The sequence below is a fragment of the Actinomycetes bacterium genome (assembly GCA_036000965.1).
Taxonomy (GTDB): domain Bacteria; phylum Actinomycetota; class CALGFH01; order CALGFH01; family CALGFH01; genus DASYUT01.
In genome coordinates this window covers 1-24,964 of sequence record DASYUT010000208.1, presented here as the reverse complement: position 1 = coordinate 24,964, position 24,964 = coordinate 1, and the positions used below count along the sequence as shown (strand labels likewise).

Annotated in this window: 20 protein-coding genes; 11 read left to right on the top strand and 9 right to left on the bottom strand. The window is 72.8% G+C overall.

Going from position 1 to position 24,964, the window contains the following annotated elements:
- Window positions 1-204: 204 nt before the first annotated feature.
- Window positions 205-639 (bottom strand): hypothetical protein, encoded by a 435-nt coding sequence (locus VG276_19415; protein ID HEV8651502.1) that lies wholly within the window; start codon window positions 637-639, stop codon window positions 205-207.
- 246 nt (window positions 640-885) lie between these two features.
- On the opposite strand from VG276_19415, the gene VG276_19410 reads away from it, so the two are divergent.
- A complete protein-coding gene (locus tag VG276_19410; GenBank protein ID HEV8651501.1) occupies window positions 886-1,173 on the top strand; it encodes a 4a-hydroxytetrahydrobiopterin dehydratase in 288 nt (95 codons plus the stop codon).
- Between the two features lie 72 nt (window positions 1,174-1,245).
- Here VG276_19410 and VG276_19405 read toward each other — a convergent pair whose 3' ends face one another.
- Complete coding sequence (locus VG276_19405; GenBank protein ID HEV8651500.1) at window positions 1,246-2,583, bottom strand: ATP-binding protein; 1,338 nt, start codon at window positions 2,581-2,583, stop codon at window positions 1,246-1,248.
- A 157-nt stretch (window positions 2,584-2,740) separates the two neighbouring features.
- Between VG276_19405 and VG276_19400 the strand changes: the two genes are divergently transcribed.
- Complete coding sequence (locus VG276_19400) at window positions 2,741-3,787, top strand: DUF933 domain-containing protein (GenBank protein ID HEV8651499.1); 1,047 nt, start codon at window positions 2,741-2,743, stop codon at window positions 3,785-3,787.
- Between the two features lie 111 nt (window positions 3,788-3,898).
- Here the strand turns inward: VG276_19400 and VG276_19395 are convergent, their stop codons facing one another.
- The 4 genes from VG276_19395 to VG276_19380 all read right to left on the bottom strand — a co-directional run bounded on the left by VG276_19395 (window position 3,899) and on the right by VG276_19380 (window position 7,961).
- Window positions 3,899-4,180: a ubiquitin-like small modifier protein 1 gene (locus VG276_19395; protein HEV8651498.1), complete on the bottom strand. Its 282-nt coding sequence runs from the start codon at window positions 4,178-4,180 to the stop codon at window positions 3,899-3,901.
- Window positions 4,181-4,182: 2 nt separating this feature from the next.
- Entirely contained in the window at window positions 4,183-5,271 is a 1,089-nt protein-coding gene (locus VG276_19390; GenBank protein HEV8651497.1) for an exo-alpha-sialidase, read from the bottom strand.
- 346 nt (window positions 5,272-5,617) lie between these two features.
- Complete coding sequence (locus VG276_19385) at window positions 5,618-6,658, bottom strand: alcohol dehydrogenase catalytic domain-containing protein (GenBank protein HEV8651496.1); 1,041 nt, start codon at window positions 6,656-6,658, stop codon at window positions 5,618-5,620.
- Between the two features lie 319 nt (window positions 6,659-6,977).
- The gene (locus tag VG276_19380) at window positions 6,978-7,961 is read right to left on the bottom strand and encodes a 4-hydroxy-3-methylbut-2-enyl diphosphate reductase (protein HEV8651495.1); all 984 of its coding nucleotides are present in this window, start codon (window positions 7,959-7,961) and stop codon (window positions 6,978-6,980) included.
- A 100-nt stretch (window positions 7,962-8,061) separates the two neighbouring features.
- Between VG276_19380 and VG276_19375 the strand changes: the two genes are divergently transcribed.
- The 4 genes from VG276_19375 (at window position 8,062) to VG276_19360 (ending at window position 13,780) form a co-directional block, all read left to right on the top strand.
- Window positions 8,062-8,577, top strand: coding sequence for a PH domain-containing protein (locus VG276_19375; protein HEV8651494.1), 516 nt, complete (start codon window positions 8,062-8,064; stop codon window positions 8,575-8,577).
- Window positions 8,567-10,156, top strand: a complete 1,590-nt coding sequence (locus tag VG276_19370; GenBank protein HEV8651493.1) for a PH domain-containing protein — start codon at window positions 8,567-8,569, stop codon at window positions 10,154-10,156. The genes VG276_19375 and VG276_19370 overlap by 11 nt, the downstream gene beginning before the upstream one ends.
- A 338-nt stretch (window positions 10,157-10,494) precedes the next feature.
- Window positions 10,495-12,324, top strand: coding sequence for a translational GTPase TypA (gene typA / locus VG276_19365; GenBank protein HEV8651492.1), 1,830 nt, complete (start codon window positions 10,495-10,497; stop codon window positions 12,322-12,324).
- Between the two features lie 385 nt (window positions 12,325-12,709).
- Window positions 12,710-13,780, top strand: coding sequence for a hypothetical protein (locus VG276_19360; protein HEV8651491.1), 1,071 nt, complete (start codon window positions 12,710-12,712; stop codon window positions 13,778-13,780).
- A gap of 12 nt (window positions 13,781-13,792) precedes the next feature.
- Here VG276_19360 and VG276_19355 read toward each other — a convergent pair whose 3' ends face one another.
- The 3 genes from VG276_19355 to pcrA all read right to left on the bottom strand — a co-directional run bounded on the left by VG276_19355 (window position 13,793) and on the right by pcrA (window position 19,908).
- The gene (locus tag VG276_19355) at window positions 13,793-15,460 is read right to left on the bottom strand and encodes a class I SAM-dependent methyltransferase (GenBank protein ID HEV8651490.1); all 1,668 of its coding nucleotides are present in this window, start codon (window positions 15,458-15,460) and stop codon (window positions 13,793-13,795) included.
- Window positions 15,461-15,472: 12 nt separating this feature from the next.
- On the bottom strand, window positions 15,473-17,359 hold the full coding sequence (locus tag VG276_19350; GenBank protein HEV8651489.1) for an ABC transporter ATP-binding protein: 1,887 nt from the start codon (window positions 17,357-17,359) through the stop codon (window positions 15,473-15,475).
- Window positions 17,360-17,595: 236 nt separating this feature from the next.
- Entirely contained in the window at window positions 17,596-19,908 is a 2,313-nt protein-coding gene (pcrA, locus tag VG276_19345) for a DNA helicase PcrA (protein ID HEV8651488.1), read from the bottom strand.
- Window positions 19,909-20,234: 326 nt separating this feature from the next.
- On the opposite strand from pcrA, the gene VG276_19340 reads away from it, so the two are divergent.
- The 5 genes from VG276_19340 to VG276_19320 are packed head-to-tail and all read left to right on the top strand — an operon-like array spanning window position 20,235 to window position 24,670.
- Window positions 20,235-21,044 carry an ABC transporter ATP-binding protein gene (locus VG276_19340; protein ID HEV8651487.1) on the top strand — a complete coding sequence of 270 codons (810 nt, stop codon included), beginning with the start codon at window positions 20,235-20,237 and terminating at the stop codon, window positions 21,042-21,044.
- Window positions 21,020-22,630, top strand: a complete 1,611-nt coding sequence (locus VG276_19335) for a hypothetical protein (protein ID HEV8651486.1) — start codon at window positions 21,020-21,022, stop codon at window positions 22,628-22,630. Before VG276_19340 ends, VG276_19335 begins: the two co-directional genes overlap by 25 nt.
- Window positions 22,627-22,827 carry a hypothetical protein gene (locus tag VG276_19330; GenBank protein HEV8651485.1) on the top strand — a complete coding sequence of 67 codons (201 nt, stop codon included), beginning with the start codon at window positions 22,627-22,629 and terminating at the stop codon, window positions 22,825-22,827. The genes VG276_19335 and VG276_19330 overlap by 4 nt, the downstream gene beginning before the upstream one ends.
- Window positions 22,828-22,851: 24 nt before the next feature.
- Complete coding sequence (locus VG276_19325; GenBank protein ID HEV8651484.1) at window positions 22,852-23,589, top strand: DUF4433 domain-containing protein; 738 nt, start codon at window positions 22,852-22,854, stop codon at window positions 23,587-23,589.
- 10 nt (window positions 23,590-23,599) lie between these two features.
- Window positions 23,600-24,670, top strand: a complete 1,071-nt coding sequence (locus VG276_19320; GenBank protein HEV8651483.1) for a macro domain-containing protein — start codon at window positions 23,600-23,602, stop codon at window positions 24,668-24,670.
- Window positions 24,671-24,964 lie beyond the last annotated feature (294 nt).

Here is a 24,964-nt window from a genome sequence, read left to right as displayed (position 1 = left end):
TCGGGTGGCCCGGACGGAAATTCGAGGGTGGTGCTCCCTCGCTTCCCCTCCCGAACTCTGGGAACAAGTAAGCCACGGATCGTGGAACTCCGCCACTGTGTGTGAGCGCGTTCAAGCGCTTTGACGAAATTCCTCAGCTCTGTGCTACGTAGAAATGTGTAGCACAGTCTGCGTGACCATCACTAGCCTCGAATCCTGCTGATCCTACGGCAGTCGCTTGACCGAGAGCACCCGCAGGGGGCGGGCCTGCTGGCAGTAGCTGAGCTGCCCCGGGGCGCGCACGCCCACGACCTCGACCCGGGCGCCGGGTACGAGTTTGTCAGCGTCCTTGCCGCTCCCGACGAGCAGCCAGCGCTGTACCTGGTCGACCTGGAGCAGCCGGCAGCCGGGCTCAACCCCCTCTCGGACCACGCCCCGGACCACGACCTTGACCTGGTCGCCGGGCTGGTCGGGCCGAGAGCTGGAGGGAAGCTGCACGCCGGTGGTCGAGGGTACGCTGGTTGCTGTGGTGGCGGTGCTCGAGGTGGGCGACGCCTGCCCTCCCGACCCGGCTCCCCCGGCGTCCGGGTCGGCGCAGGCGGTGAGGAGCGCGGCGACCGCCAGGGCGAGCAGCGCGCTGCGGCGTGAGTGCTGCTTCATGTTCGGTTGGACGCTACGTCGACTGGGACGAGCCCGGTCTCGGGCGGCGTGTGAGTGCTGCTTCATGGCTGGTTGGACGCTCCGATCCGGTCGACGGTTCCCGCTGACCCCGAGCCTGTCCGTGACCCCGAACCGACCCGACTCGTGACGCCGAACCTACCCGACGTGCGCGCCGATGGCGCAGAATCGACCGGGGCCTCACGCACCTCAGCCAGGGAAGGCCGCCGTCGTCGCCGAGGAGGAGCCATGCCACTGCTGGACGACGCCGCCATCGAGGAGGGGCTGCAGGCGCTCCCCGGTTGGGAGCGGCGCGGCAACGAGATCAGCAAGACCTTCAGGCACGCCGACTTCGCCGCGGCAATGGCGTTCGTGAACCGGGTCGCCGACGCCGCCGAGGAGGCCAACCACCACCCCGACATCGACATCCGCTGGAACAAGGTGACCCTGGCCCTGTCCACCCACTCCCAGGGCGGCCTCACCGAGAACGACCTCCAACTCGCCCAGCGCGCCGAGTCTCTGTCCACCAACCCCTGACCTTCGGGCAGGAGCGGTCGCCGGAGCTACCCGGAGGCGCGTCGCCGGAGCTACCCGGGCCAGGCGCCGGAGCTACCAGCTACCAGGGAGCCGGGTCGCCGGAGGGCTGACCGTTGCTGGTACCGAGGCGGGAGGCGCCGGGTCGGGAAGCTCGACGGTGAAGCAGGCGCCGCCGCCCGGGTTGTCGTCCACCTCGACCCGGCCGCCCATGCCGGCCACCAGGCGCTTGACCAGGAACAGGCCGAGGCCGAGGCCGCCCGCCCGGCGGGTAAGGCCGGCGTCGACCTGGGTGAAAGGCCGGAAGATGCGGTCGCGGTCGGCCGGGGCCACCCCGGCCCCCTGGTCGGTCACGGTGATCCGGGTCCACCCCTCGGGCTGGGCCACGGTGACGGTCACCTCGGTGCCCGGCGGGGCGGCCTTGGCCGCGTTGTCCAGCAGCGCCTCGAGCACCGCACGCAGCGCGGTGGGGTCGGCAGCCACCGGCCTCGGCGCCTCGGGCAGGACCAGGGCCAGCGGGAGCGCCGGCACGGCCGCGCGCCGGGCCGTCACGCACTCGGCGACCAGCTCGGCCACGGCGACCGGCCTGGTCATCAGCGCGGGACTGCGGCCGACGGCGTAGGCGCTCGCGGCCAGCAGCTGCTCGACCAGCGCGCCCAGGCGGTGGGCCTTGGCAGCCAGGCGAGCCACCAGCTCCTGGCCGTCGGGGGTGCCGGCGACCTCGGGACGGGCGGCCAGCGTGTCGGCCATGCCCACCACGACCGTGACCGGGGTGCGCAGCTCGTGGCCTACCAGGGCGAGAAACTCGTCCTTGGCCCGGTCGACCGCGGTGAGGCGCGCGACCGCAGCGGCCAGCTCGGCGTTCTCGGCATGCAGGGCCTCGCTCCGGGCCAGGGCTGCCTCGTAGAGGGCGCGCAGGTCGTCCAGGGCCGGACCGGCCACCTCGGTGGAGAGCCGGGCCCCGCCCCGGCTCACCGCGGCCAGTGCCTCGAGGATGGCGGCCGGGCTGTCCCCCTTGAGCACGTACCCGCGGGCCCCGGCGGCCACCATCTCGCGCACGTACGCCTCGTCGGCGTAGGCGGTGTGCGCAACCACCGCCACGGCTGGGAACCGGTGGGTGATCGCCCGGGTCGCCGCCACCCCGCCGCCGCCGGGCATCCTGCAGTCCATCACCACGACGTCGGGGGTGGTGGCGGCGACCAGCTCGAGCGCGGCCTCGCCGCTGTCGGCCTCGCCCACCACCTCCCAGCCGCCGACGTCCTCGAGCAGCGAGCGCAGCACCTCGCGCATGGCGGGGTGGTCGTCGACGAGCAGGACCCGGCCAGGGCCGGCCGGCGCCACACGCGCTGCCCCCACGTCGCCCCCTTCGAGGATGCCGCCCGACAACCCTTCGTTCCCGCCGGTCGATGCCATCCGGCCTGTCCCGGGTGGTATCGGCCCGCGGGCGGCGCGGGTGGAGACCAGCCGGGGGACCCAGCCTCCACCGAACCAGCAGTGATGCGCCTGTAGAATCTCGCTTTCCGCCGCCGTGCTCAACCATTCGGCGCGTTCGTCCCAGGAGTTCGTCCAGATGAAGGATGTCGGCATCGTCGGTTTGCCCATGTCGGGTAAGACGACCCTGTTCAACGCCCTGACCCGCGCGGGGATCCCAGCGGGCGGGCCGGCCGGCAAGGCCTCCGTGGCCGCGGTCCCGGTGCCCGAGCCCAGGGTGGACGTGCTCGCCGACCTCGAACGCTCCCGCAAGCGGGTCTACGTGCAGGTGCGCTTCGTGGACGTGGCCGGGCTGTCGGCCGGCCCCAAGGGCTCGGGGCTGTCGGCCCAGGGGCTCGGCGCCCTGCGCGAGGTCGACGCGCTCGCGATGGTCCTGCCCGGGTTCGAGGGCGGCGGCGACCCGGTGGGCGCCGCCGCCGACCTCGCGCTCGAGCTGACCGTGGCCGACCTCGGCAGCATCGCGAGCGGCGCCGACAAGGCGGCGAGGAAGGCCCGCGCCGGGGTCAAGGAGGGCGCACACGAGGCGGCCACCCTGGCCCGCGCGCGCGACCTGCTCGACACCGGCACGGCGCTGCGCGACGCCCGCTGGGAGCCGGAGGAGCTGAGGGTCCTGCGCAACTTCTCCCCCCTGACCCTGAAGCCCGTGCTCGCGGTCGTGAACCTGGGCGAGGACCAGGCCGGCGAGGCGGCTGCCCGGGCGGCCCGGGTCGAGGAGGCCCTCAGGATCCCGACGGTCGCCCTGCCCGGCGCGCTCGAGGCGGAGGCGGCCGAGCTGAGCGCCGACGAGGCGTCGGCGTTGCTCGCCGAGTACGGGGTCAAGCGCTCCGGCCTGGACCAGGTGGTCGGCGCGGCCTGGCGCCTGCTCGACCTCCAGACCTTCTTCACCACCGGCGAGGACGAGACCCGGGCCTGGGAGGTCCGCCGGGGCGCCACCGCACCCGAGGCGGCCGGGCGGATCCACTCCGACCTCGAGCGCGGCTTCATCCGGGCCGAGGTGGCCACCTACGACGACGTCGTGGCGGCCGGCGGCTGGGACGCGGCCCGCTCCAAGGGCCTGCTCCGGGTCGAGGGCAAGTCCTACGTCGTGGCCGAGGGCGACTGCCTGCACGTCCGCTTCAGCGTCTGAGCGGCTGCCCGGCCGCGCGCTCAGGAGCCCCTGCCCGATTGCTCTGCCAGGTGGAGTGCCACGCACCTGGGCGTGCCACCCTGGGATGTCCAGGTTGTCGCGTGGGGGCCATTAGCCGCCGGAGACGGCCGCGATGACCCAGACCTCGTCGCCGTCGGCGACGGGGGTGGCCAGCCCCGTCAGGTAGCGGACGCTCTCGCCGTTCACGAACACGTTGACGTGCGGCCGCAGCGCGCCCAGCTCGTCGAGCACCCGCTGGCGGACGCCCGGGTGGTCGCGGCCCACGGCCTCCAGCAGGGCGGCGACGGTGCCCGGACCAGGCAGCGCCACCTCGACGCGCTTGCGACCGCCCGCGTAGGCGCTGAGCGCGGCCGGCAGGTGGAGGGTGGCCATGGTCAGGGAAGCACGGCGGCCTTGACGCAGAGCACCGGAGGCAGCCACTCCGCCACCAGCCGCCAGCGCTCCCCTTCGTCGGCCGAGGCGAACACCTGACCGGTGCGGGTCCCGAAGTACAGCCCAGCCGGGCTCATGCCGTCGGTGGTGAACCCGTCCCGCAGCACGGTCAGGTAGGCGTCGTGCTGGGGCAGCCCCTCGCCGAGCGGCTCCCAGAACGCGCCCGCGTCCTTGGTCCGGTACACGCGGGCCCGGCCCTCGGGGGTGCAGCGGAAGCCGTCGGACTCGAGCGGGATCGCGAACGCGGTGTCCGGGTCGCCCGGGTGGGCCACCATCGGGAACCCGAAGTCGCTGGGGACGCCGTTGGCGATGTCGGTCCAGCTCTCGGCGCCGTCGTCGCTGCGGTACAGGCCCCCGTGGCTCTGCATGTAGAGGGTGTCCGGCCTGCCGGCGGCCTGGGCGACCTTGTGGACGCACTGGCCGAACTCGGGATGGGGGTCGGGCAGGAAGCCGGCGCGCACCCCATGGTTGCGGGCCTGCCAGGATGCGCCCCCGTCGTCGGTCCGGTAGACGCCCGCGGCCGAGACCGCGACCCAGATGCGATCCGGGTCGGCCGGGTCGGGCAAGACCGTGTGGAGGCAGAGGCCGCCGCCCCCGGGCTGCCAGTGGGGCCGGTGGGGATGGTCCCAGAGCCCGCGGACCAGCTCGAAGGTCTCGCCGGCGTCGTCGGAGCGGAACAGCGCGGCCGGCTCGACCCCGGCGTACACGGTGTCGGGGCGCTGCTCGCCAGCCGGCTGGAGCTGCCAGACCCTGGCCAGAGCGGCGCCCGTGCCCTCCGGGAAGCGCACATTGCCCTCGGCCGGGTCGCTCCAGGTGCGGCCCAGGTCGTCGGAGCAGCGCACTACTGAGCCCCAGTGGGAGCTCGCGGTCCCGGCCAGCACCCGGCTGCGGCCGGCACGGCCGTCGAAGGCGAGCGCGTAGATCTCCTCGCCCGGGAAGTGTGGCCCGGTCGGTTCGAACCCCTGGCGGTCCGCATCGCCCCGGAACAGGAACGCCCCCTTGGTCGTACCTACCATCAGCAAGATGTGCATCTGCTAGCGCCTCCCTTCCTGTGATGACTGAGCTTTCCTGCTATGTCTGCGCTTTCCCGCGATGACTGAGCTTCCCACGGCACCCTGACAAGGCACCAGCATGCCCCAGGACGTCAGCACCCACAGCGCCGTCCATCACCAGGTGACGCCGACCTCGCCGGCGCGGGCGAACAGGCGCAGCCGGTGGCGGCAGATCAGATCACTATCACGGGTCGCGGACCCAGGACCTGTCGGCACATCCTATGAGCTGTGCGCGCAAAGCAGCACCTCAGAAGTCCTGTCCGTAACTTGATGGGAAGGCCTTGGTCGCTGACCTCGGTTACGAGCAGAACTTCTGGTGACGTCCTTAGCCTTCCGCGGTCAGCATCACCTTGAGGGCGTTGGTCTCGCTCGCGCGGGCGAACGTGTCGTACGCCTGGATGGCGTCGTGCAGCGGGAAGCGATGGGTGGTGAAGCGGGTCGGATCGATCTGCCCGGCCGCGACCGTCTTGAGCAGGGTCGGGGTCGAGAACGTGTCCACCAGCCCGGTCGTGATCGTGACGTCCTTGATCCACAGCGACTCAAGGTGCAGGGTCGCTGGCTTGCCATGCACGCCCACGTTGGCGACCCGGCCGCCCGCCCGGATCAGCTCCGTGCACTGCTCGAAGGTCTCCGGGATGCCGACCGCCTCCACGGCCACGTCGGCGCCCAGGCCGTCGGTCAGCCGGTCGGTCTCGGCGCGGGCCTGCTCTGGCGTGGCGACGACGTTGGCACCGAACTTCTCGGCCCAGTCACGCCGGTTCGGGGTGGGGTCGATCGCGATGATCGCGGCAGGTGAGTACAGCCGCGCCCCGATCACCGCGGCGAGCCCGACCGGACCGGCGCCGACGATCGCCACGACGTCGCCGGGCTGGACCTGACCGTTGAGCACGCCGACCTCGTAGCCGGTCGGGAGGATGTCAGCAAGGTAGAGCACGTGCTCGTCGGTGAGCCCCGCCGGTACGTGATAGGTGGAGGTGTCGGCAAACGGTACCCGGGCGAGCTCTGCCTGCACTCCGTCGATCAGGTGGCCGAAGATCCACCCGCCGCCGCCGATGCACTGGCCGTACCGGCGCTCCCGGCAGTAGCGGCAGCGGCCACAGGCCGAGATGCACGACAGCAGCACATGGTCGCCCGGCTTGACCGAGCGCACCGCCGGTCCGGTCTCCGTGACCGTGCCCACGGCCTCGTGGCCGAGGATCCGTCCCGGCGTCACCGCGGGGACGTCTCCTTTGAGGATGTGGAGGTCAGTGCCGCAGATGGTGGTCGTGGTGATGCGGACGACCGCGTCGCCGTCGTCTTCGATCTTCGGGTCCGGGACCTCCTCCCAGCTCTTCTGTCCGGGTCCGTGGTAGACGACCGCGTGCATCCCGAGGCCCCTTTCTGCGCTTTCGGTCTAGGGTAACACCAGGCAGGACCCCCTCAACCCTCGCCGTGCGGCAGGCCGGTCCCTCCGCCGCAGCGTCTTGCTCACTGCCCAGCAGCGTCTTGCTCACTCCCCAGCAGCGTCTTGCTCACTGCCCAGCAGCGTCTTGCTCACTGCCCAGGAGGGTGCGCACTGCGCGCTCAGCGGGTCGGAGCGTCCGTCGGAATGGCCTCCGCGCGGGCACGGTCCCCGAACTCGCGTCCGTCGCTACGGTAGTACACGTCTTGTCCTGCGACAGTCAGGGGAGACCCGGACCGAGGTCCTATCGGCCGGTGGCGCGCGCCTCGGCGTCGCGGCGCAGGCCGCCGGGCAGGGCGAAGTGGACGTCCTCGGGCACGATCTCGACCTCGCGGACCTCGGTCGCGCCGCGCTCGCGGAGGGCGGCGACCAGCTCCTCGACCAGCCAGTCGGGGGCAGAGGCGCCCGAGGTGACCCCGACCGTGCCGACCCCGTCGAACCAGGCCGGGTCGACGGCGGCGGCCTCGGAGATCAGGTGGCTGGCGCAGCCGTGGTCGCGAGCCACCTCCACCAGGCGCTTGGAGTTGGAGGAGTTCTCGGCCCCGATCACGAGGATCAGCTCGCATTCGGCGGCCAGCGCCTTGACCGCGGTCTGTCGGTTCTGGGTGGCGTAGCAGATGTCGTCGGAGCGGGGCCCGGCCAGCACCGGGAAGCGCTCGCGGAGGGTGCCGATCACCCCGGCCGTCTCATCCACCGACAGGGTGGTCTGGGTGAGGTAGGCGACCCGCTCCGGGTCGGGGACTTCGACCCGGGATGCCTCGCCGGCGTCGCCGACCAGGTGGACGGCGCGGGGGGCCTGGCCCATGGTGCCCTCGACCTCCTCGTGGCCCTCGTGGCCGATGAGGACGATGTCGTAGCCCTTGGCCGCGAACTTGCGCGCCTCCTGGTGGACCTTGGTGACCAGGGGGCAGGTCGCGTCGATGACCTTGAGGCCTCTTGTCCTGGCCTCGGCGTGCACCTGGGGTGCGACCCCGTGGGCCGAGAACACCACGGTCGCGCCCTCGGGGACCTCGTCCAGCTCCTCCACGAACACGGCGCCCTCGCGCTCGAGCCTGCGCACGACGTGCAGGTTGTGCACGATCTGCTTGCGGACGTACACCGGCGGGCCGTAGGTGCGTAGGGCGACCTCGACGATCTCGATGGCACGGTCGACGCCGGCGCAGTAGCCGCGGGGCGCGGCCAGGAGCACCCGGGGCGGAGCCTCGAAGTCTGGGGTCGTGTTCGCCATGGCCTCCATTCTATCGATCTCCAACCGATCGCTACCGGTCCGCCTCGGCTAGCCTTGGCGGAGGGCGCGATCGGCTCGCGCCGAGCCGAGTGGAGGGGAGGTGGCCTTGGCCGGCCCGTCCGGTGACCCCGGCGACCCGACGGGGGCGAGGTGCCTCGACCGCCGCGTGCTGACGGTGTGGACCGTGCAGGAGGCGATCGGGTCCGCCGTGCTCGTGGTACTGGTGGTCGCGGCCGACGTGGGCGCCCGCGCCACCGGCCTCGACCTGCCCTGGCCGGTGGGCGTGGCCGCCGTCCCGTTCGCCGTCCTCGGCGGCCTGACCTCGTGGCGCGTCCCGCTCGCGCGCTACCGGAGCTGGCGCTACGAGACGGCCGAGAACGCGCTCGAGCTGCGGCACGGGATCGTCGAGCGGGTCCACTCGGCCATCCCCTACTACCGCGTCCAGTACATCGACATCGTCCAGGGCCCGGTCGAGCGGGCGGTGGGGCTGGCCACGCTGAAGGTCCACACGGCGGCCGCCTCCAGCGACTCGACCATCCCGGGGATCCCGGTCGGCGAGGCAGAGACGCTGCGCCGGCAGATCCTGGCCCGGACCGGCGCGGGCGATGCAGTCTGAGCCGCGCGGGCCGGCACCCGGGCTGGTCGAGCCGGGGCGGCCCAGACGGCTCCACCCGCTCACCCCGGTGTTCCTCGCCGTCCGCGAGGGCCGGCGGCTCTGGCCGCTCGCGCTGTTGGCGCTGGCCCAGCGGCGGCTCTGGCTGATCGCCCTGGCTGCCCTGGTGGTGCTGGTCGCAACCGTGCTTCAGTGGCTGCGCCGGAGCTACGTCGTGGAGGCGGACGCGCTCCGGGTGGAGCAGGGGGTGTTCGCCCGCCAGCTCCGGGTAGTCCCGTTCGACCGTATCCAACAGGTCGACCTGGTCCGCAAGCCACTCCACCGCCTGCTCGGCGTCGCCACCCTGCGGGTGGAGACGGCGGGCGGCGCCTCGGCCTCCGAGGTCGACCTCGACGTGATCGCGCTGGCCGAGGCCGAGAGCCTGCGTGCCGCCCTGCTGCGGGCGCGGGCCGCGACCACTGGTGAGGCGCCAGGGACCAGACCGCCCCGCGGCACCAAGGGCGAGGCACCCGGCAGCACCAAGGACCAGGCGCCCCGTAGTGCGGAGGGCGGGGCACCCGGCGGCGCGGAGGGCGGGGCAGCCAGCGGTGCCGGGGTGCCACTGCCCGGTACGGTCGGGCCGGCCGAGGTCGCCGGGAGGCCGCTCGAGCGGGACCTCGTCCGCCTCTCCCTCGGTGAGGTGGCTCTGGCCGGGATCACCAGCGCCCGGGCGGCCGCCGTGCTCGCGGTCCTCTCTCCGGTGTTCCAGCTGCTCGACCAGGCCCCTGGGTGGGTACTCGACCGGGTGGACCCGGAGGCCCTGGCGCCGTCGAGCCCGCTGGTCGTCGCCGCGCTCGTGCCTCTGGCCGTGCTGGTCTGGCTCGGTCTGGCCGCGGCGTCGAGCATCGTCACCCATGCCGGCTTCGTGCTGGCCCGCAGCGACGACAACCTGGTCGTCCGGCGGGGGCTGCTGGAGCGCCGCGAGGCGGTGGTGCCGCTCGTCCGGGTCCAGGTCGTCCGCATCGAGGAGTCGCTGCTGCGGCGCGGCCTCGGCTTTGCCTCGGTCCGCATCCAGAGCGCGGGCGCGGCGGGCCGGTCCGACGACCGCGCGAGCCGGCTCGCGGTCCCGATCCTGCGCGCGGACCGGGTGAACCAGGTCCTCGGCGAGCTGCTGCCCGGCGCGGCGCCCGTCCCGCTCCTGCTCGCGCCGCCGCCTACCGCCCGCCGGCGCGCGATCGTGCGCCGGGTGGTGCCGGCGCTGGTCGCGGCGGTGGCCGTGGCGGTCGTGCTGCGGCCCTGGGGGCTGCTGGCGCTGGCCGCCGTCCCGCTCGCCGCGCTCGCGGGAGAGGCCGCCTACCGCAACCTGGGGCACGCCCGGCGGGCTGGCTTCCTCACCGCGAGGCAGGGGGCGCTCCTCCGCACGACCACGGTGATCCCCGTGGCCAAGGCGCAGAGCGCGCGCGTCCACGCCTCGCTCTTCCAGCGCCGGGCCGGGCTGGCCACCCTGTACGTCGACGTGGCCGGTGGCGGTACCATGCCGAAGGTCACCGACGAGTCCGGCGCGACCGCCGAGGCCCTGCTGGCGAGCGTCGTGAGCCGCTGACCGACGGGTCTGGCGAAGCCGCATGCGACGAGCTCGGGCGGCCCGGGCGAACGATCTCGGGCGGGCGTCGGGCGAGCCGCATCCAGGGCCGGTGGTCCTGCCTTTGCGCTTCATCCCGGGCGGCTGAGCGGAGCACCTGACCCAGAGGTCGGCGAGGTGCTGGGTGACCCGGGTACCGGAACCACTCGGGAAGCCGATCTGGTCCTCGTCGGCGTCCAGCGGGGAAAGCCGCAGCTCGGCATGGTTGCGGCGATCGCTACACTGGGGTTTTGCGCGCAGCAGCTCCCGTTCAGCAGCAGCTCCCGTTCAGCAGCAGCCCCGTTCAAAGGATCACACCGGTGCCCGCAGTTCGAGCAGACCTCCGCAACGTGGCCATCGTGGCGCACGTCGACCACGGCAAGACCACCCTGGTGGACGCCATGCTCCAGCAGTCAGGGGCCTACCGTGCCAACCAGGAGGTGGTCGACCGGGTGATGGACTCGCTCGACCTCGAGCGCGAGAAGGGCATCACCATCCTGGCCAAGCAGACCGCCGTGGACTTCCGGGGCATCCGCGTCAACATCGTCGACACACCCGGCCACGCCGACTTCGGCGGGGAGGTCGAGCGGACCCTGCGCATGGTCGACGCGGTCCTGCTGCTGGTCGACGCGAGCGAGGGCCCGCTCCCCCAGACCCGTTACGTGCTGCGCAAGGCGCTGGCGACGAGGCTGCCGGTGGTGGTCTGCGTCAACAAGGTCGACCGCGCCGACGCCCGCCCCGCCGAGGTCGTGCACGAGGTCGAGGAGCTCTTCCTCGACCTGGACGCCGACGAGGACCAGATCGACTTCCCGATCTTGTACACCGACGCGCGCACCGGGCGGGCCGGGCTGCGCCCCGACGACCTGGCCGCGGACCTCGGGCCGCTGTTCGAGGCGATCGTGGCGACGACGCCGGCGCCGACCTACGAGCCCGGCCACCCGCTGCAGTTCCTGGTCACCAACCTGGACGCCGACCCCTACGTGGGCCGGCTGGCGGTCGGACGGGTCTGGCAGGGCGAGCTGCGCCTGGGCGACCGGGTGGTGGTGGCCAAGGGCGACGGCACCCTGGTCCCAGCCAAGGTCACCAAGCTGCTCGGCGCGACCGGGCTGTCACGCTTGGAGGTGGACGCGGCCGGGCCTGGCGACATCGTGGCCGTTGCCGGGCTCGGCGACGTCACCGTGGGCGAGACGGTCGCCGACCCCGACGACCCCCGGCCGCTGCCGCTGGTCACCATCGACGAGCCCAGCCTCTCGATGCAGTTCGGGGTCAACACCTCGCCGTTCGCCGGCAACGAGGGCGCCTACCTGAACAGCCGCCACCTCAAGGAGCGGCTCGACCGGGAGGCCCTCGGCAACGTCTCGATCCGGGTGCTGCCCACCGACTCCCCCGACACCTTCGAGCTCCAGGGCCGGGGCGAGCTGCAGCTCGCGGTGCTTGTCGAGCAGATGCGGCGCGAGGGCTACGAGCTGCAGGTGTCCAAGCCCGAGGTGATCACCAGGACCGTCGACGGCAGGACCCACGAGCCCTACGAGGCGGTCACCCTCGACGTGCCCGAGGAGTTCGTAGGGGTGGTCACCCAGAGCCTGTCGCTGCGCAAAGGCCGCATGACGAACTTGGTCAACCACGGCACCGGCTGGGTGCGGCTCGAGTTCCGCGTGCCTGCCCGCGGCCTGGTCGGCTTCCGCTCGGCCCTGCTCACCGAGACCAAGGGCACCGCCATCCTCCACCACCTGTTCGACGGCTACGACGAGTGGGCCGGCGAGATCCACCACCGGCTCACCGGGGTCCTGGTCGCCGACCGGATCGGCGTCACCACCGGCTACGCGCTCGACCAGCTCCAGGAGCGTGGGGAGCTGTTCGTCGGCCCGGGCACCGAGGTCTACGAGGGCATGGTCGTGGGCGAGAACGCTCGCGCCGACGACATCGACGTGAACCCGACCCGGGAGAAGCAGAAGACGAACATGCGCACCCACGCCGCCGACGAGGCGATCCGGCTGGTGCCGGCGCGGCAGCTCTCGCTCGAGCAGGCGCTCGAGTTCATCGCCGTGGACGAGCTGGTCGAGGTCACGCCCAAGTCGACCCGGCTGCGCAAGCGGGTGCTGGACGCCGCCGCCCGGGGCCGGGCGGCCAAGCGCGCCAGAAAGGGCTGACCCGCAGAACTGCTCGGAGTGCCTGCGGCCACCACCCTTCGCCGGGGACATCCGGTTGGGGCACCGGCGGCCACCACCCTCGCCCCGGGCATCCGAATTGGGCACCTGCGGCCACCACCCTTCGCCCGGGGCATCCGGAACGAGCGGTCGCGTTGGGAGATGCTGGCTCGTTTGCCTGGCACCGTTGACTCCGTTTCGCGGCTCCGCTATACCTTTGCCGACTTCGTCCACTGACCGACGCCCACCATGGCCCTGCCGACGGCGCTTCGGGTCACCGCGACCTGCAACGCACACCGGCGAGGCAGTGGCTGGACGTGGTCTCTTCCCGTGACGGGCTCTGCTCCCCGCCCGCTTCACACCGGCTGCCGCGGCTAGGAGCATTCCCGTGCACCACCTACCGACTGAGAAGGCGCTCGCCACCCTGGCAGTGGGGTTCGCCCTCGGCCTGGTCGCGCTGCTCGTCCTGCCCACGACGGCTGCCGCGCAAGAGTCGCCCACGACCACCGAGCCACCCGCCACGGCCCCACCCACGACCGAACCACCCGCCACCGAACCACCCGCCACCACCCCACCGACGACCGAACCACCCGCCACGGCCCCACCCACGACCGAACCACCCGCCACGGCCCCGCCGACGACCGAACCACCCGCCACCGAACCACCCGCCACCACCCCGCCGACGACCGAACCACCCGCGACCACCCCACCCACCGCGGCCCCGCCCACCACGGTCCCGCCGCCCAGCACGATCGTGAGCGGGACCACCGGGCCGGCGCTGCCCCCGAACGCCGTGACCAGCACGACGAGGTCTGGGGCGCTGCCTCCGGGGACCTCCGGGGGATCCGGGTCCGCCACCGGCGGCTCGAGCGGCTCGCCGGGAGCCGGCTCCGGTCCGGACGGTCCCGGTGGCGGCATCTCGCTCTCGAAGGCCGAGCCGGTCGCCTTCATCCTCGGGCCGGCCAAGCCCGTGGTGGATCGCCTGCTCGGGACGGCCAAGCCGGTCGTGGAGCGGCTGCTCCCCAAGACGCTGGTGCGCCGGCTGGCGCGGACCGACCCGGTGGCCGCCACCGGCCAGGCGGCACGCCTGGTCGCCAGCGAGGTGGGCGAGCTCGAGCCGGTCGCCGTCGCCGGGTACGTGTGGCTGGCCCTGGCGGCGTTCCTTACCACCCTGGCCGCCTGCACCTCCCTGTGGTGGGCGCCGCGCGGCTGGCCGACCGCGCGGGGCCTGGCCCTCACCGCTCACCGAAGGACCCCCCGGCGCGGCTGGCCCCCACTCGGCGGGGCGGACGGCCGCCACCTCCCCGGACGGCACCTCCCCGGACGGGCCGGGCCCGACTCGTCCGAGGTGCGCCAGCTCAGGAGCATCGGGATCGACGTGGAGGCGCTGCGGGCCACGCCACCGCTGGCCAGGCCGGTGTTCTCCACCAGGGACGACCACGCCGCCCCGGAGCACTGACCGGGCGTCCGCTCAGCCCGCGGGAGTCCGGGCGCCGTTCCGGCGTGGCGTGCGGGCCCGGCGGGCGCGGCGCCTGCTCAGGTCGCGCCAGACCGACCTGAGCAGGGTCACGTCCGCACCGCGCATCCCGAGCCGTCGGACCAGCAGCTCGGCGTCGACCAGGTCGAGCGCGCCGTCGAGGTCACCGGCCCGGACCAGGTGGTCGACCGCCCTGACCAGCCCGGCCGGGACCTCACGGGGGTCGGGGAGCGGGAGGGCGTCGGCCTCCCGCGGTTCCAGCTCGAGGATGCCACCGCCGTAGCTGCGGCCCATGACCTCCGAGAACGCGAACGTCGCGCTGTTGGCGAGGGCGGTGGCGAGCTGTGGCGCCGTGGCGTCGCCGACCAGGCGGACCCGGTGCACGGTGTCGGTGCTGGTCGCGCCGGCGAGATTGGCGGCCACCCGAGGGCCCGAGTGGATCTGGCGCAGCATGAACGCGTCCGGCGTCCAGACCGAGGGCACCGACCACCAGCTCCGCCGGATGGAGCACTTGTAGCCGAGGTGGACGCCGGCCGCCTCGCCCTCGGCCACGTAGTGCCGCAAGGCAGGGTCGCTCGCGAGCGGATGGCCTTCGGGGACCGCCAGCAGGCGGCAGCGGGCGTCCTCGGCGACCTGCCCCTCGAGGTCCGCCGGCTCGTACAGGGTGCCTCTGAGCTGCGCCGAGCGCCCGACCAGGGACACGCACAGGTGCTCGAGCCGCCGCTCGCGTACCTGGCTCGGGGTCAGGCAGAAGAAGGAGTTCCGGCCCGAGACGACGCCGACATCGACCAGGGCGACGTCGGCGAACACGCCCAGCCGCCCTTCGACCCGGACCCGGCGCAGCGCGTCGATCCGCGGGACGTCGAGGTAGTACTTGGTCCACTTCTCGCGGTCGTGGCGGAGCGCCGGGGCGAACGCCGAGTCCTGCGCGACGTCGCCTGACGGCGGCAGCTCGGCCGCGTCGCCGTACTCGACCGTCCGCACCCGCGCGGGACCCTGGCCCCGCTCGCCGAGCAGCAGGACGACCTCTTGGAGCACGCCGTCGAACACCAGGCGGCGGAAGCTCACGATGGTGAGCTGGGCGAGCCGGTCGACCAGGTGCTCGCGGAGCTGCGCCGCGTAGCCGACCTGGAGCAGCTCGGCCGGGAGCACCAGCGCCACCCGGCCTCCGGGACGGACGGCCTCCACGGCGGCCACGGTGAAGGGCACCCATGCGTTGGTGAGCCGGGTCGGGCGCAGCCCGGCGCCGCGCATGAGGGCGAACGCGCGCGCCCTGCTCTCCTCGGTCCAGCTCCCGAAGCGGATGTAGGGCGGGTTGCCGGCCACGGCGTCGAAGCTCCCCCGGCGGCCCCCGGCGAACCACGCGAAGAAGTCGGCGGCGACCACGGCGGCGCCATGCCGCCGGGCCTTGGCCGCCTCGGCCTCGTCCAGCTCCACGCCCACGATACCGGCGGCGGTGCCGGGTCGTCCCGCGGCGCGGGCCTGGTCCACCAGCGCAGCCAGGACGGCGCCGTCGCCGCAGCTTGGCTCGAGGATGCGCGGGCCGGCCGCGCTCGCCCAGGCGGCCAGGAACCGGGCCACGGGGCCGGGGGTGTAGTACCCCCCGCGCAGCTTCTCGGCCGACGGCGCGGCGCGGGCTTCGAACCTGATGGACTCGGTCAAGGGGAAGTCGGCTCAGGTGGCGGCTGGGACCGAGCTGGGCACGGGGACCAGCCCGGGGGCACGGCCGAACTGGGTGGCGTAGAGGTCGGCGTACAGGCCGCCCTGCGCGAGCAGCTCGGCATGGGTGCCCTGCTCCACCACCCGGCCGCCGTCGAGCACGAGGATGCGGTCGGCGCGCACGATCGTGGAGAGCCGGTGGGCGATCACCAGGCTGGTGCGGCCGGCCAGCGCCTCGGCCAGCGCCGCCTGGATCTGCACCTCGGACTCGGAGTCGAGGTGGGCGGTGGCCTCGTCGAGGATCACGATGGCCGGGTCGGCGAGCAGCAGCCGGGCGATCGCCAGGCGCTGCTTCTCCCCGCCCGACAGCCGGTAGCCGCGGTCGCCGACCATCGTGTCGTAGCGCTCGGGCAGGCTCTCGATCAGGTCGGCGATGCGGGCGGCCCGGCACGCTGCCCCGATCTCCTCCATGGTCGCGTCCGGGTCGGCGTAGCGGAGGTTGGCCAGGATAGTGTCGTGGAACAGGTGGGGGTCCTGGGCGACCAGGCCGATGGCGGCGCGGAGGCTCTCGAGCTTGATGTCGCGCACGTCGACCCCGTCGACCCGGACCGCGCCAGCGTCCACGTCGTAGACCCGGGGGACGAGCATGGCGGTGGTCGTCTTGCCCGCCCCGGACGGCCCGACCAGCGCGACCAGCTCGCCCGGCCTGGCCGTGAACGACACGTCGTGCAGGATCGGCTCCCCGGGGACGGCCCCGACCGCGGCGGCCCCGCCGGTGAGGCTCGCGATGGAGGAGTCCTCCGCGCTCGGGTAGGCGAAGTGGACGTGGTCGAACTCGATCTCGCCCCGGACCGGCGCGTCGAGGTCGCGGGCGCCCGGCCGGTCGGCGATCGGGCTCTGGTGGTCGAGCACCTCAAACACCCGCTCGAACGACACGAACGCGGTCATCACCTCGACGCGCGCGTTGGTCAGGGAGGTGAGCGGCCCGTAGACCTGGGTGACGTAGGCGGCCAGGGCGACCACGTCGCCCGCCCTGAGGCGGCCGTCCAGCACGAGCCGGGACCCGAGCCAGTACACGGCGGCGGTGCCGACCGCGCCGACCAGGCCGAGCGCGACGAAGAAGGTCTGGCCGAACATGGCCGACCGCACCCCGATGTCGCGCACCCGGGCCGCCTTGCCCGAGAACTCGTCGAGCTCCCGCCGGCGCCGGCCGAACAGCATCACCAGCAGCGCGCCGGCCACGTTGAAGCGCTCGTTCATCGTCGAGTTCATCGACGCGTTGAGGTTCATGGACTCGCGTGTGATCGCCTGGAGACGCTTGCCGACCCGCTTGGCCGGGACGATGAACAGCGGCAGCACCACCAGCGCGATGAGCGTGATCCGCCAGTTCAGCACAAGCATAGCGGTGAGCGTGGCCACCAGGCCGATGACGTTGGAGGTCACCGACCCCAGCGTGCCGGTGAGGGCCCGCTGCGCGCCCACCACGTCGTTGTTCATGCGGCTCACCAGGGCGCCGGTCTGGGTGTGGGTGAAGAACGCGAGCGGCTGGCGCTGCACGTGGTCGAACAGGGCGGTGCGCAGGTCGTAGATGAGCCCCTCGCCGATCCGGGACGAGAACCAGCGCTGGGCCAGGGCGAGCCCGGCGTTGGCGAGCGCCACCCCGACCGCGGCCAGGCCGATCAGGTCGACCAGCCGGAAACTGCGGCGCGGGATCGCGTCGTTGATGAGCGTGCGCACCAGCAGCGGCGGCACCACGGCCACGAGCGCCGACAACGCGATCGCGAGCAGGTACAGGGCGATCTGGAGCCGGTAGGCGCGGGCGAACCCCCAGACGCGCCTGACCACCCCGCGCGCGAGCTTCGTGCCGGGTTCGAGGTCGGTCATGTGCCAGTAGCGCATCATCTCGGAGGTGCCAACCGCGCCCGGACCCGGTTCATTCCGCCGGGCGGGCGGACCACGACCGGGCTGCCAGGCCACGACCCCGCCCCGCTGCTGCCCGGCGAGGTCCGCCTGACCAGGACGACGAAGGCGCCCGTAACCCGGCGGGTGCCTTCGTCGTCGCCGGGTCGGTCGGGTCGGGTCAGGTCAGTCGGGTCGGGTCGGGTCGGGTCAGTCGGGTCGGGTCAGGTCGGGTCGGGTCAGTCGGGTCGGGTCAGGGGGGCGTAGCGCAGGAGGAGGCGCTTGCGGCCCTGGCTCGGGAAGTCCACCTCGGCCATGGCCCGCTCGCCCTGGCCCGAGACCGCCACCACCCGGCCCGCACCCCACTGGCGGTGCACCACCGCGTCGCCGGGCGCGAGGCTCAGGTCGAGCGCGCCCCGCTGCTGCTCGGCGAGGTCCGCGGCGGGCGTGGCGGGCCGGCTCCACGAGGTCCCCGCGGGCGACGAGCGGCCCGCCTGGCCTCCGCCGGGGCCGAACGTGCGGCGGCCGGCGCCGAAGGCCGGGCTCGCGTCCCCCCAGGTGGGTGTCGAGCCGGGGCGCCGCCGCTGCTCGACCGAGGCGACCGTGACCAGCTCGTCGGGCACCTCCTTGAGGAACCGGGAGGGCAGGTTGTAGCTGGTCGACCCGAACAGCGAACGGCTCCAGGCGTTGGTGAGGTACAGGCGCTCGCGCGCGCGGGTGATGCCGACGTAGGCCAGCCGCCGCTCCTCTTCCAAGTCGCGGGGCTCGCCGATCGAGCGGATGTGGGGGAAGACGTTCTCCTCGAGGCCGACGATGAACACCACCGGGTACTCGAGCCCCTTGGCCGTGTGCAGGGTCATCAGGGTCACCGCCTGGCTGCCCGACTCGACCTCGTCGGCGTCGCTCACCAGCGCGATCGACTCGAGGAACTCGGGCAGGCCGCCGTCCGGGTCGCGCTCGGCGTACTCCTCGGCCACCGAGCGGAGCTCGCGCACGTTCTCGACCCGGCCCTGGCCCTCGATGGTGTCGTCGGCCTCCAGCTCGCGCATCAGGCCCGACAGCGACCAGGCGTCCTCCACGAGCTGGCGCGAGGTGCGGCCGTCCTGCATGCCGGCGCGCAGCTCGTCGAGGACGGCGACGAAGTCGCCCACGGCGCGGGCCTGGCGCGCGCCCAGGCCGGGGACCTCCCCGGCCCGCCGCAGCGCCTCGGCAAGGGCGATGCCCTCCTGCTCGGCGAAGCGGTCGATGGCACGCTCGCTGGTCTCGCCGATCCCCCGCCGGGGCACGTTGAGCACGCGGCGCAGGCTCACCGTGTCGAGCGGGTTGACGGTTGCCTTGAGGTAGGCGAGCAGGTCCTTGACCTCACGCCGGTCGTAGAACTTCACCCCGCCGACGACCTTGTAGGGCAGGCCGGCCTTGACGAACACCTCTTCCAGGACCCGGGACTGGGCGTTGGTACGGTAGAACACGACCACCTGCCCGTAGCTGCCCCCCTGGTCGTGGATGCGCTCGACCTCGGCGACGACCCAGGCCGCCTCGTCGTGCTCGTTCTCGGCCTGGTAGCGGACGATCGGGTGCCCCTGGCCGAGCAGGGTCCACAGCTGCTTGGGCTTGCGCTCCAGGTTGTTGGTGATGACCGCGTTGGCCGCCGAGAGGATCGTCTGGGTGGAGCGGTAGTTCTGCTCGAGCAGGATGACCTTGGCCTCGGGGTAGTCGGCCTCGAAGTCGAGGATGTTGCGGATGGTGGCGCCCCGGAACGCGTAGATGCTCTGGTCGCTGTCGCCCACCACGGCCAGGTTGCGGCTCTCGGCGGTGAGCAGCTTGAGCAGCTTGTACTGGGCGACGTTGGTGTCCTGGAACTCGTCGACCAGCACGTAGCGGAACCTCGCCTGGTACTCGGCGAGCACGTCGGGGTGGTCGGTGAACAGCCGCACGGTCTGCATGATGAGGTCGTCGAAGTCGAGCGCGTTGGACTCCTCGAGCCGCCGCTGGTAGAGCCGGTATGCCTCGGCGACCTTCTTGTCGAACCAGGTCATCGCGACGTCGGCGTAGCCGGTGGGGTCGCGCAACTCGTCCTTTGCCGCGCTGACGGCGTGGCGGACGGCCCTGGGGGCCAGGCGCTTGGGGTCGAGGTCGAGCTGCCGGCAGACCGCCGTCATCAGGCGCTCGGCGTCGGCCTCGTCGTAGATCGTGAACGTCGAGGTGTAGCCGAGCCGGGAGCCACTGCGGCGCAGCATGCGGGCGCACGCCGAGTGGAAGGTCGACACCCACATCGCCTTGACCACCGGCCCGACCAGGTGGCGCAGGCGCTCCTGCATCTCCCTGGCCGCCTTGTTGGTGAACGTGATCGCCAGGACGTTGGCCGGGTGGACCCCGCGGTCCTTGATGAGGTGGGCGACCCGGTGGGTGAGCACGCGGGTCTTGCCCGACCCGGCCCCGGCCACGATCAGGGTGGGGCCCTCGGTCGAGAGCACGGCTTGGCGCTGGGCGTCGTTCAGGCCGTCGAGGAGGTCGGGCGAGGCCTGCGAGCCCGGGAACGGGAGCGTGTCCATCGCCCCGAGTATATGGGCACCGTGCCACCGCGGCGGACCCGGGACGGGCGTCATCCGGGCGGGGTCCGGTTGGCCTGGACCGAGGCGCCCGGCAACCGGGAGCACCTGCCAGCCCGCCTCGAGGACGCGCTCGTGCAGCTGGGCTGGGGAAGCGCGGTGGGGAGATGGTGGCCCTCAGGGTAGGCTGGCCGTGCCGGCGGGCATGACCGCCCACCCGGTCAGAAGTTCATGGCCCGTGACCGGGCCACCCCGAAGAATGAAGCTGGCCGAGTCTTCGACGCAGCGGCGATCGCCCACCCGGGCAGAGGCAGATGACGAGGAGCGCGATGGACGGCGACGGTCTCAGGCGGGTCGACGGCCCGCCGGGCCCGCCGCACACCGCGCTCTCCGTACGGGGCCTGCGCAAGGCGTTCGGCAGCAAGGTGGCCGTGGACGGGATCGACCTGGACATTCCGCACGGCTGCTTCTTCGGCCTGGTCGGGCCGAACGGGGCCGGGAAGACCACGACGCTGAGCATGGTGACTGGGCTGCTGCGACCAGACGCCGGGCGGGTGGCGGTGGACGGCGTCGAGGTCTGGCACGACCCGTTCACGGCCAAGCAGCGCATCGGCGTCCTCCCCGAGGACCTGCGCCTGTTCGACCGGCTCACCGGCGACGAGCTGCTCACCTACAACGGCCTGCTGCGCAGCATGCCCCCGGCCACCGTGGCCGAGCGTGCCCGGGAGCTGCTCCACGTGCTCGGCCTGACCGAGGCGGCCGGGACGCTGGTGGCCGACTACAGCCACGGGATGCGCAAGAAGATCGCTCTGGCCTCCGCCCTGCTCCACGCCCCCCGGGTGCTGTTCCTGGACGAGCCCTTCGAGGCGATCGACCCGGTGTCGGCGCGGACGATCCGGGCCCTGCTCGAGCGCTACACCCGCGGCGGTGCCACCGTGGTGTTCTCCAGCCATGTCATGGAGCTGGTCGAACGGCTCTGCGACCGGGTCGGCATCATGCACGAGGGCCGGCTGATCGCCGAGGGCCCGACCGACCAGGTGCGCGGCGGCCGCCCCCTCGAGGACGCCTTCGTGCAGCTCGTCGGCGCCGGCGAGGTCGACACCGAGGAGCTGGGGTGGCTCGGGTCCTCGTCCGCCTGAAGCTCCGGCTGCTCCGCAACGGGCTGCGGGGCAACTGGCAGCAGACCTTCGGGCTGGTCGCCGGGGTCCTGGTCGCCGCGCCGCTCGCCGCCGGTGGCTTCGCCCTGCTCGCCGTGGTCCCGCGCGCCTCGCCGGGGCTGGGTCCCGCCCTGGCCGTGACCGCGTTCGTGGCCGTGTTCCTGGCCTGGACGATCCTGCCGGTGCTGACCTTCGCGGCCGACGCGACCCTGGACCCGAGCCGCCTGGCCCTGCTCCCCCTGCACCCACGGCAGCTCGTCACCGGCCTGTTCGCCGCGTCCTGCATCGGCATCGCGCCCGCGCTCACGCTGGCCGTGCTGGCCGGGGCGGTGGCCGGGTACGCGCCGCTCGGGCCTGGCGCCGTGATCGTGGTCGCCGCCGTGCTGGTCGAGTTCGTGCTCTGCGTGGCGATGGCCCGTGCCCTCACCACCGCCCTGTCGCGCTGGCTGCGCACGCGCAAGGCGCGCGACCTCGCGGTCGTGGTCGTGTCGGTGGGCGCGCTCGCGCTCAACCTCGGCGTGCAGGCGGTCGTGCGCTTCACCAAGCCGGCTGGCACCAGCGAGCTCGCCGACGCCCTGCGGCCGGTCGCGCGGGTCGCCGGCTGGCTGCCGCCCGGGCTCGCGGCCCGGGCTGTGGTCGGTGCCGGCCGGGGCGACCTGGCCACCGCCGCCGGGGAGCTGCTGCTGGCCGCGCTGGCCGCGCTGCTCCTGCTCTGGTGGTGGCACCGGAGCCTGGCCCACGTCCTGACCACTGCCGAGCCGGCTGACCGGCCGCGACGCCGGGCCGCCGTCGGACTGCTCCCCCGGTTCGCCCGACCGGTCCTGCCGGCCGACGCCCGCGGTGCGGTGGCCGCCAAGGAGCTCCGCTACATGGCCAGGCACCCCAGGCTGCGGGTGATCTGGCTGCTGAACTTCCTGTTCGCCTTCGCCATGGTCGCCTTCGCCGCGTTCGTGGAGGAGGTGCGCCGTCCCCAGCTGGTCTTCCTGGCCGTGGCCCTGCTGTACGTGACGACCGCGAACGCGCTCAACCAGTTCGGCTCCGACGGCGCGGCCTGGTGGACGAACCTGGTGGCCGGGAACGACCCCCGCACCGACCTGGTGGGCAAGAACCTCGCCACCGGGATCGGGGGCATGGCGCTGGTCGCGCTGGTCGCCGTGCCCGTTGCCGCGCTCACCGGCGGCTGGCTGTACCTGCCGGTGGTCCTCTGCGTCGCCCTGGGCGTGCTCGGGGTGATGCTCGCGGTGGCCGACTTCGTCTCGGTCCGCTACCCCGTCCCGATGCCGGAGGCGTCCACCAACCTGTGGGCCGCCCAGGGCGTCGGCCAGGGCTGCACCACCGGGCTGGTGCAGATGATGGCCGTGATGGTGCAGGGGACCCTGCTCGCCCCCATCGCCGTCCTGGTCGGGGTCGGTGTCCTGCTGTGGCGGCCCGCCCTGGTCGTCGCCTGCCCGTTCGCGATCGGCTACGGCCTCGCGCTCTGGTGGGCGGGCGTCCGGGCCGGCAGCGAGTGGCTCCGCGACCACCAGCCGGAGTTCCTGGCCGCGCTCAGGTCGACGAGGGCGGCATGAGCCTCCTGTGGGCCCTCCTGGCCGAGGAGCGCCCGCCGCACGAGCTGGCCCGTATCCGCCAGCGGGCCGAGAACCAGTATGTCGGCTATGTCGGCGTCCGCTCCAGGATCATGGACCAGCTCGCCTCGGCCACGGGCCGGCAGGGCCGCTGCTGGTCGCACCCCGCCGCCGCCGGCCCGGCCGAGCTACCCGCCTGAGGCCGGCCGAGCCCGCCGTGGGGTGTGGACCAGTCAGCTCAGGGCCGTATCGTAGGACCACTGCTTCCCGTTCGCGAGGAGCCGACCATCGCCGTCCCCAACCGCATTCTGCTGTACCACTTCACCCACGTCCGGAACCTCGCCGGGGTCGTGAGGGACGGGTTGCTGTGTGATGCGGCAGTGCAACCCGACACGCAGCTGGCGGTGGAGGCCGGCCATCGCGGTGTCAAGGCACGCCGTCGGGACCGGCCTGTCGCCAACCGGGTGCCCGGAGGAGACCCCGTCTACCAACCGGTGGGGCCCGGCGGGGTGGTGGCCGACTACGCCCCCTTCTACTTCGCCTCCAGATCCCCGACGCTCTACAAAGTCTGGCAGGGGGGCGTACCCGAGTATCGGGAGGGCCAAGAGCCGCTCGTCTTCCTCGTCACCGACGTTGCCACCGTGGTCCGCCTGCGACTGCCCTTCGTGTTCAGCGACGGCAATTGCGCGAAGACGGTGACCGCCTTCTTCGACGACCTGACGCACCTCGGCAAAGTGGACTGGGAGCTGATGGGAGGCACCTGGTGGTTCGACACCCCAGAGGATCCGGACCGCATGCGCCGACGGGCGGCCGAGTTCCTCGTGCATCAACGGGTGCCCTGGGAGGCGTTTCTCGGCGTCGCCACTCTGACTCCTGCAACAGCTGACATGGCCCGTGCCGAGTTGGATAGGCTCAGTTGTAGGGCCGCGCACGTCGCCGTGAGACGCGACTGGTACTACTGAGGAGGTCACGATGATCGAGGAAATCAGCGGCGACCTGCTCAAGGCCGACGCCGACGCCCTGGTCAACACCGTCAACACGGTGGGGGTCATGGGCAAGGGTATCGCGCTGCAGTTCAAGCAGGCGTTCCCGGCCAACTACGAGGCGTACCGTCGCGCCTGCCAGCGCGGTGAGGTGGAACTCGGCCGCATGTTCGTGTTCCCAACAGGGCAACTGCGGCCACGCTTCATCATCAACTTCCCGACCAAGCAGCACTGGCGCTCGCGGTCGCGTCTGGCTGACATCGAGGTCGGACTGGCTGACCTGGTGCGCGTGATCCGCGAGCGAGGGATCGCCTCTCTCGCAGTACCCCCGCTAGGCGTGGGCAATGGCGGGCTGCCATGGGTTCAGGTGCGGCCACTGATCCACGAGGCGCTTGGTCACCTGCCCGAAGTCAACGTGTTGTTGTATGCCCCGAGCGGGGCGCCCGCTCCCGAAGAGATGCAGGTGGCAACCAAGCGGCCGACGATGACCCCATCCCGGGCCACGCTGGTGGGAATCCTCGACCGCTACATCGAGCCCGGCTTCGGCGTGTCGGTCCTTGAGATCCAGAAGCTCGTGTACTTCCTGCAGGCCGCCGGGGAACCGCTTCGCCTCGACTTCGCGCCAGCTCGCTACGGACCTTACGCGGAGAGCCTCAACCACGTGCTACAGAACGTGGAAGGCCATTATCTCCGGGGCTATGGCGACCGAAGTCGCCGTGTGGCCGAGGGCCCACCGCTTGAACTGCTGCCCGGCGCCGCCGATGAGGCTCGGGCCTTCTTGGGCGACCACCCGGGAACACGGGACCGTTTGGACCGTGTCGCCGGCCTCATCGAGGGCTTCGACACCCCATATGGGCTGGAGCTGCTAGCGACTGTCCACTGGGTGGCCACACGGCTCGACCCCGCCGCAGCCACGGACCCCGAGGTGACCGTGAAGCGTGTGCAGGCGTGGAGCCCGCGGAAGGGGCGGCTGTTCACCGAGCAGCACATCAAGCTCGCATGGGAGCGGCTGCGGGACCATGGTTGGCTCACACCCGAGCCGCGCGCCGCAGTCGGCTGACGCCGGCTCTCATCCGAGGGGCAGCAGCAGAACCTGCGCCGCGAATACACGCCCCAGCAGGCCGAGGACTTGAAGCTGGCGTACTGGATGAGCACGAACCGGCGGGGCTGAGGCTGTTCAAGGCCTCCTATCAGCGCGCCCAACCGGCCACGCGGCAGTCCGGCACAGCTACGATGCGACAAGGCCGCGCGAGCCCATCTTGACTTCACACCTTGATCGTTCCGCACGGCCGCTCACGCTCCCCGCACCGACGCGCAACCAGCCGCTACCGCCCAGAGGCCGGCCGAGGCACTT

What these genes read in the sequence shown, in the direction of transcription:
- VG276_19415 (HEV8651502.1), bottom strand. Translation starts at nt 639, where the DNA reads ATGAAGCAGCACTCACGCCGCAGCGCGCTGCTCGCCCTGGCGGTCGCC.
- VG276_19410 (HEV8651501.1), top strand. Translation starts at nt 886, where the DNA reads ATGCCACTGCTGGACGACGCCGCCATCGAGGAGGGGCTGCAGGCGCTC.
- VG276_19405 (HEV8651500.1), bottom strand. Translation starts at nt 2,583, where the DNA reads ATGGCATCGACCGGCGGGAACGAAGGGTTGTCGGGCGGCATCCTCGAA.
- VG276_19400 (HEV8651499.1), top strand. Translation starts at nt 2,741, where the DNA reads ATGAAGGATGTCGGCATCGTCGGTTTGCCCATGTCGGGTAAGACGACC.
- VG276_19395 (HEV8651498.1), bottom strand. Translation starts at nt 4,180, where the DNA reads ATGGCCACCCTCCACCTGCCGGCCGCGCTCAGCGCCTACGCGGGCGGT.
- VG276_19390 (HEV8651497.1), bottom strand. Translation starts at nt 5,271, where the DNA reads ATGCACATCTTGCTGATGGTAGGTACGACCAAGGGGGCGTTCCTGTTC.
- VG276_19385 (HEV8651496.1), bottom strand. Translation starts at nt 6,658, where the DNA reads ATGCACGCGGTCGTCTACCACGGACCCGGACAGAAGAGCTGGGAGGAG.
- VG276_19380 (HEV8651495.1), bottom strand. Translation starts at nt 7,961, where the DNA reads ATGGCGAACACGACCCCAGACTTCGAGGCTCCGCCCCGGGTGCTCCTG.
- VG276_19370 (HEV8651493.1), top strand. Translation starts at nt 8,567, where the DNA reads ATGCAGTCTGAGCCGCGCGGGCCGGCACCCGGGCTGGTCGAGCCGGGG.
- VG276_19350 (HEV8651489.1), bottom strand. Translation starts at nt 17,359, where the DNA reads ATGATGCGCTACTGGCACATGACCGACCTCGAACCCGGCACGAAGCTC.
- pcrA (HEV8651488.1), bottom strand. Translation starts at nt 19,908, where the DNA reads ATGGACACGCTCCCGTTCCCGGGCTCGCAGGCCTCGCCCGACCTCCTC.
- VG276_19340 (HEV8651487.1), top strand. Translation starts at nt 20,235, where the DNA reads ATGGACGGCGACGGTCTCAGGCGGGTCGACGGCCCGCCGGGCCCGCCG.
- VG276_19330 (HEV8651485.1), top strand. Translation starts at nt 22,627, where the DNA reads ATGAGCCTCCTGTGGGCCCTCCTGGCCGAGGAGCGCCCGCCGCACGAG.
- VG276_19320 (HEV8651483.1), top strand. Translation starts at nt 23,600, where the DNA reads ATGATCGAGGAAATCAGCGGCGACCTGCTCAAGGCCGACGCCGACGCC.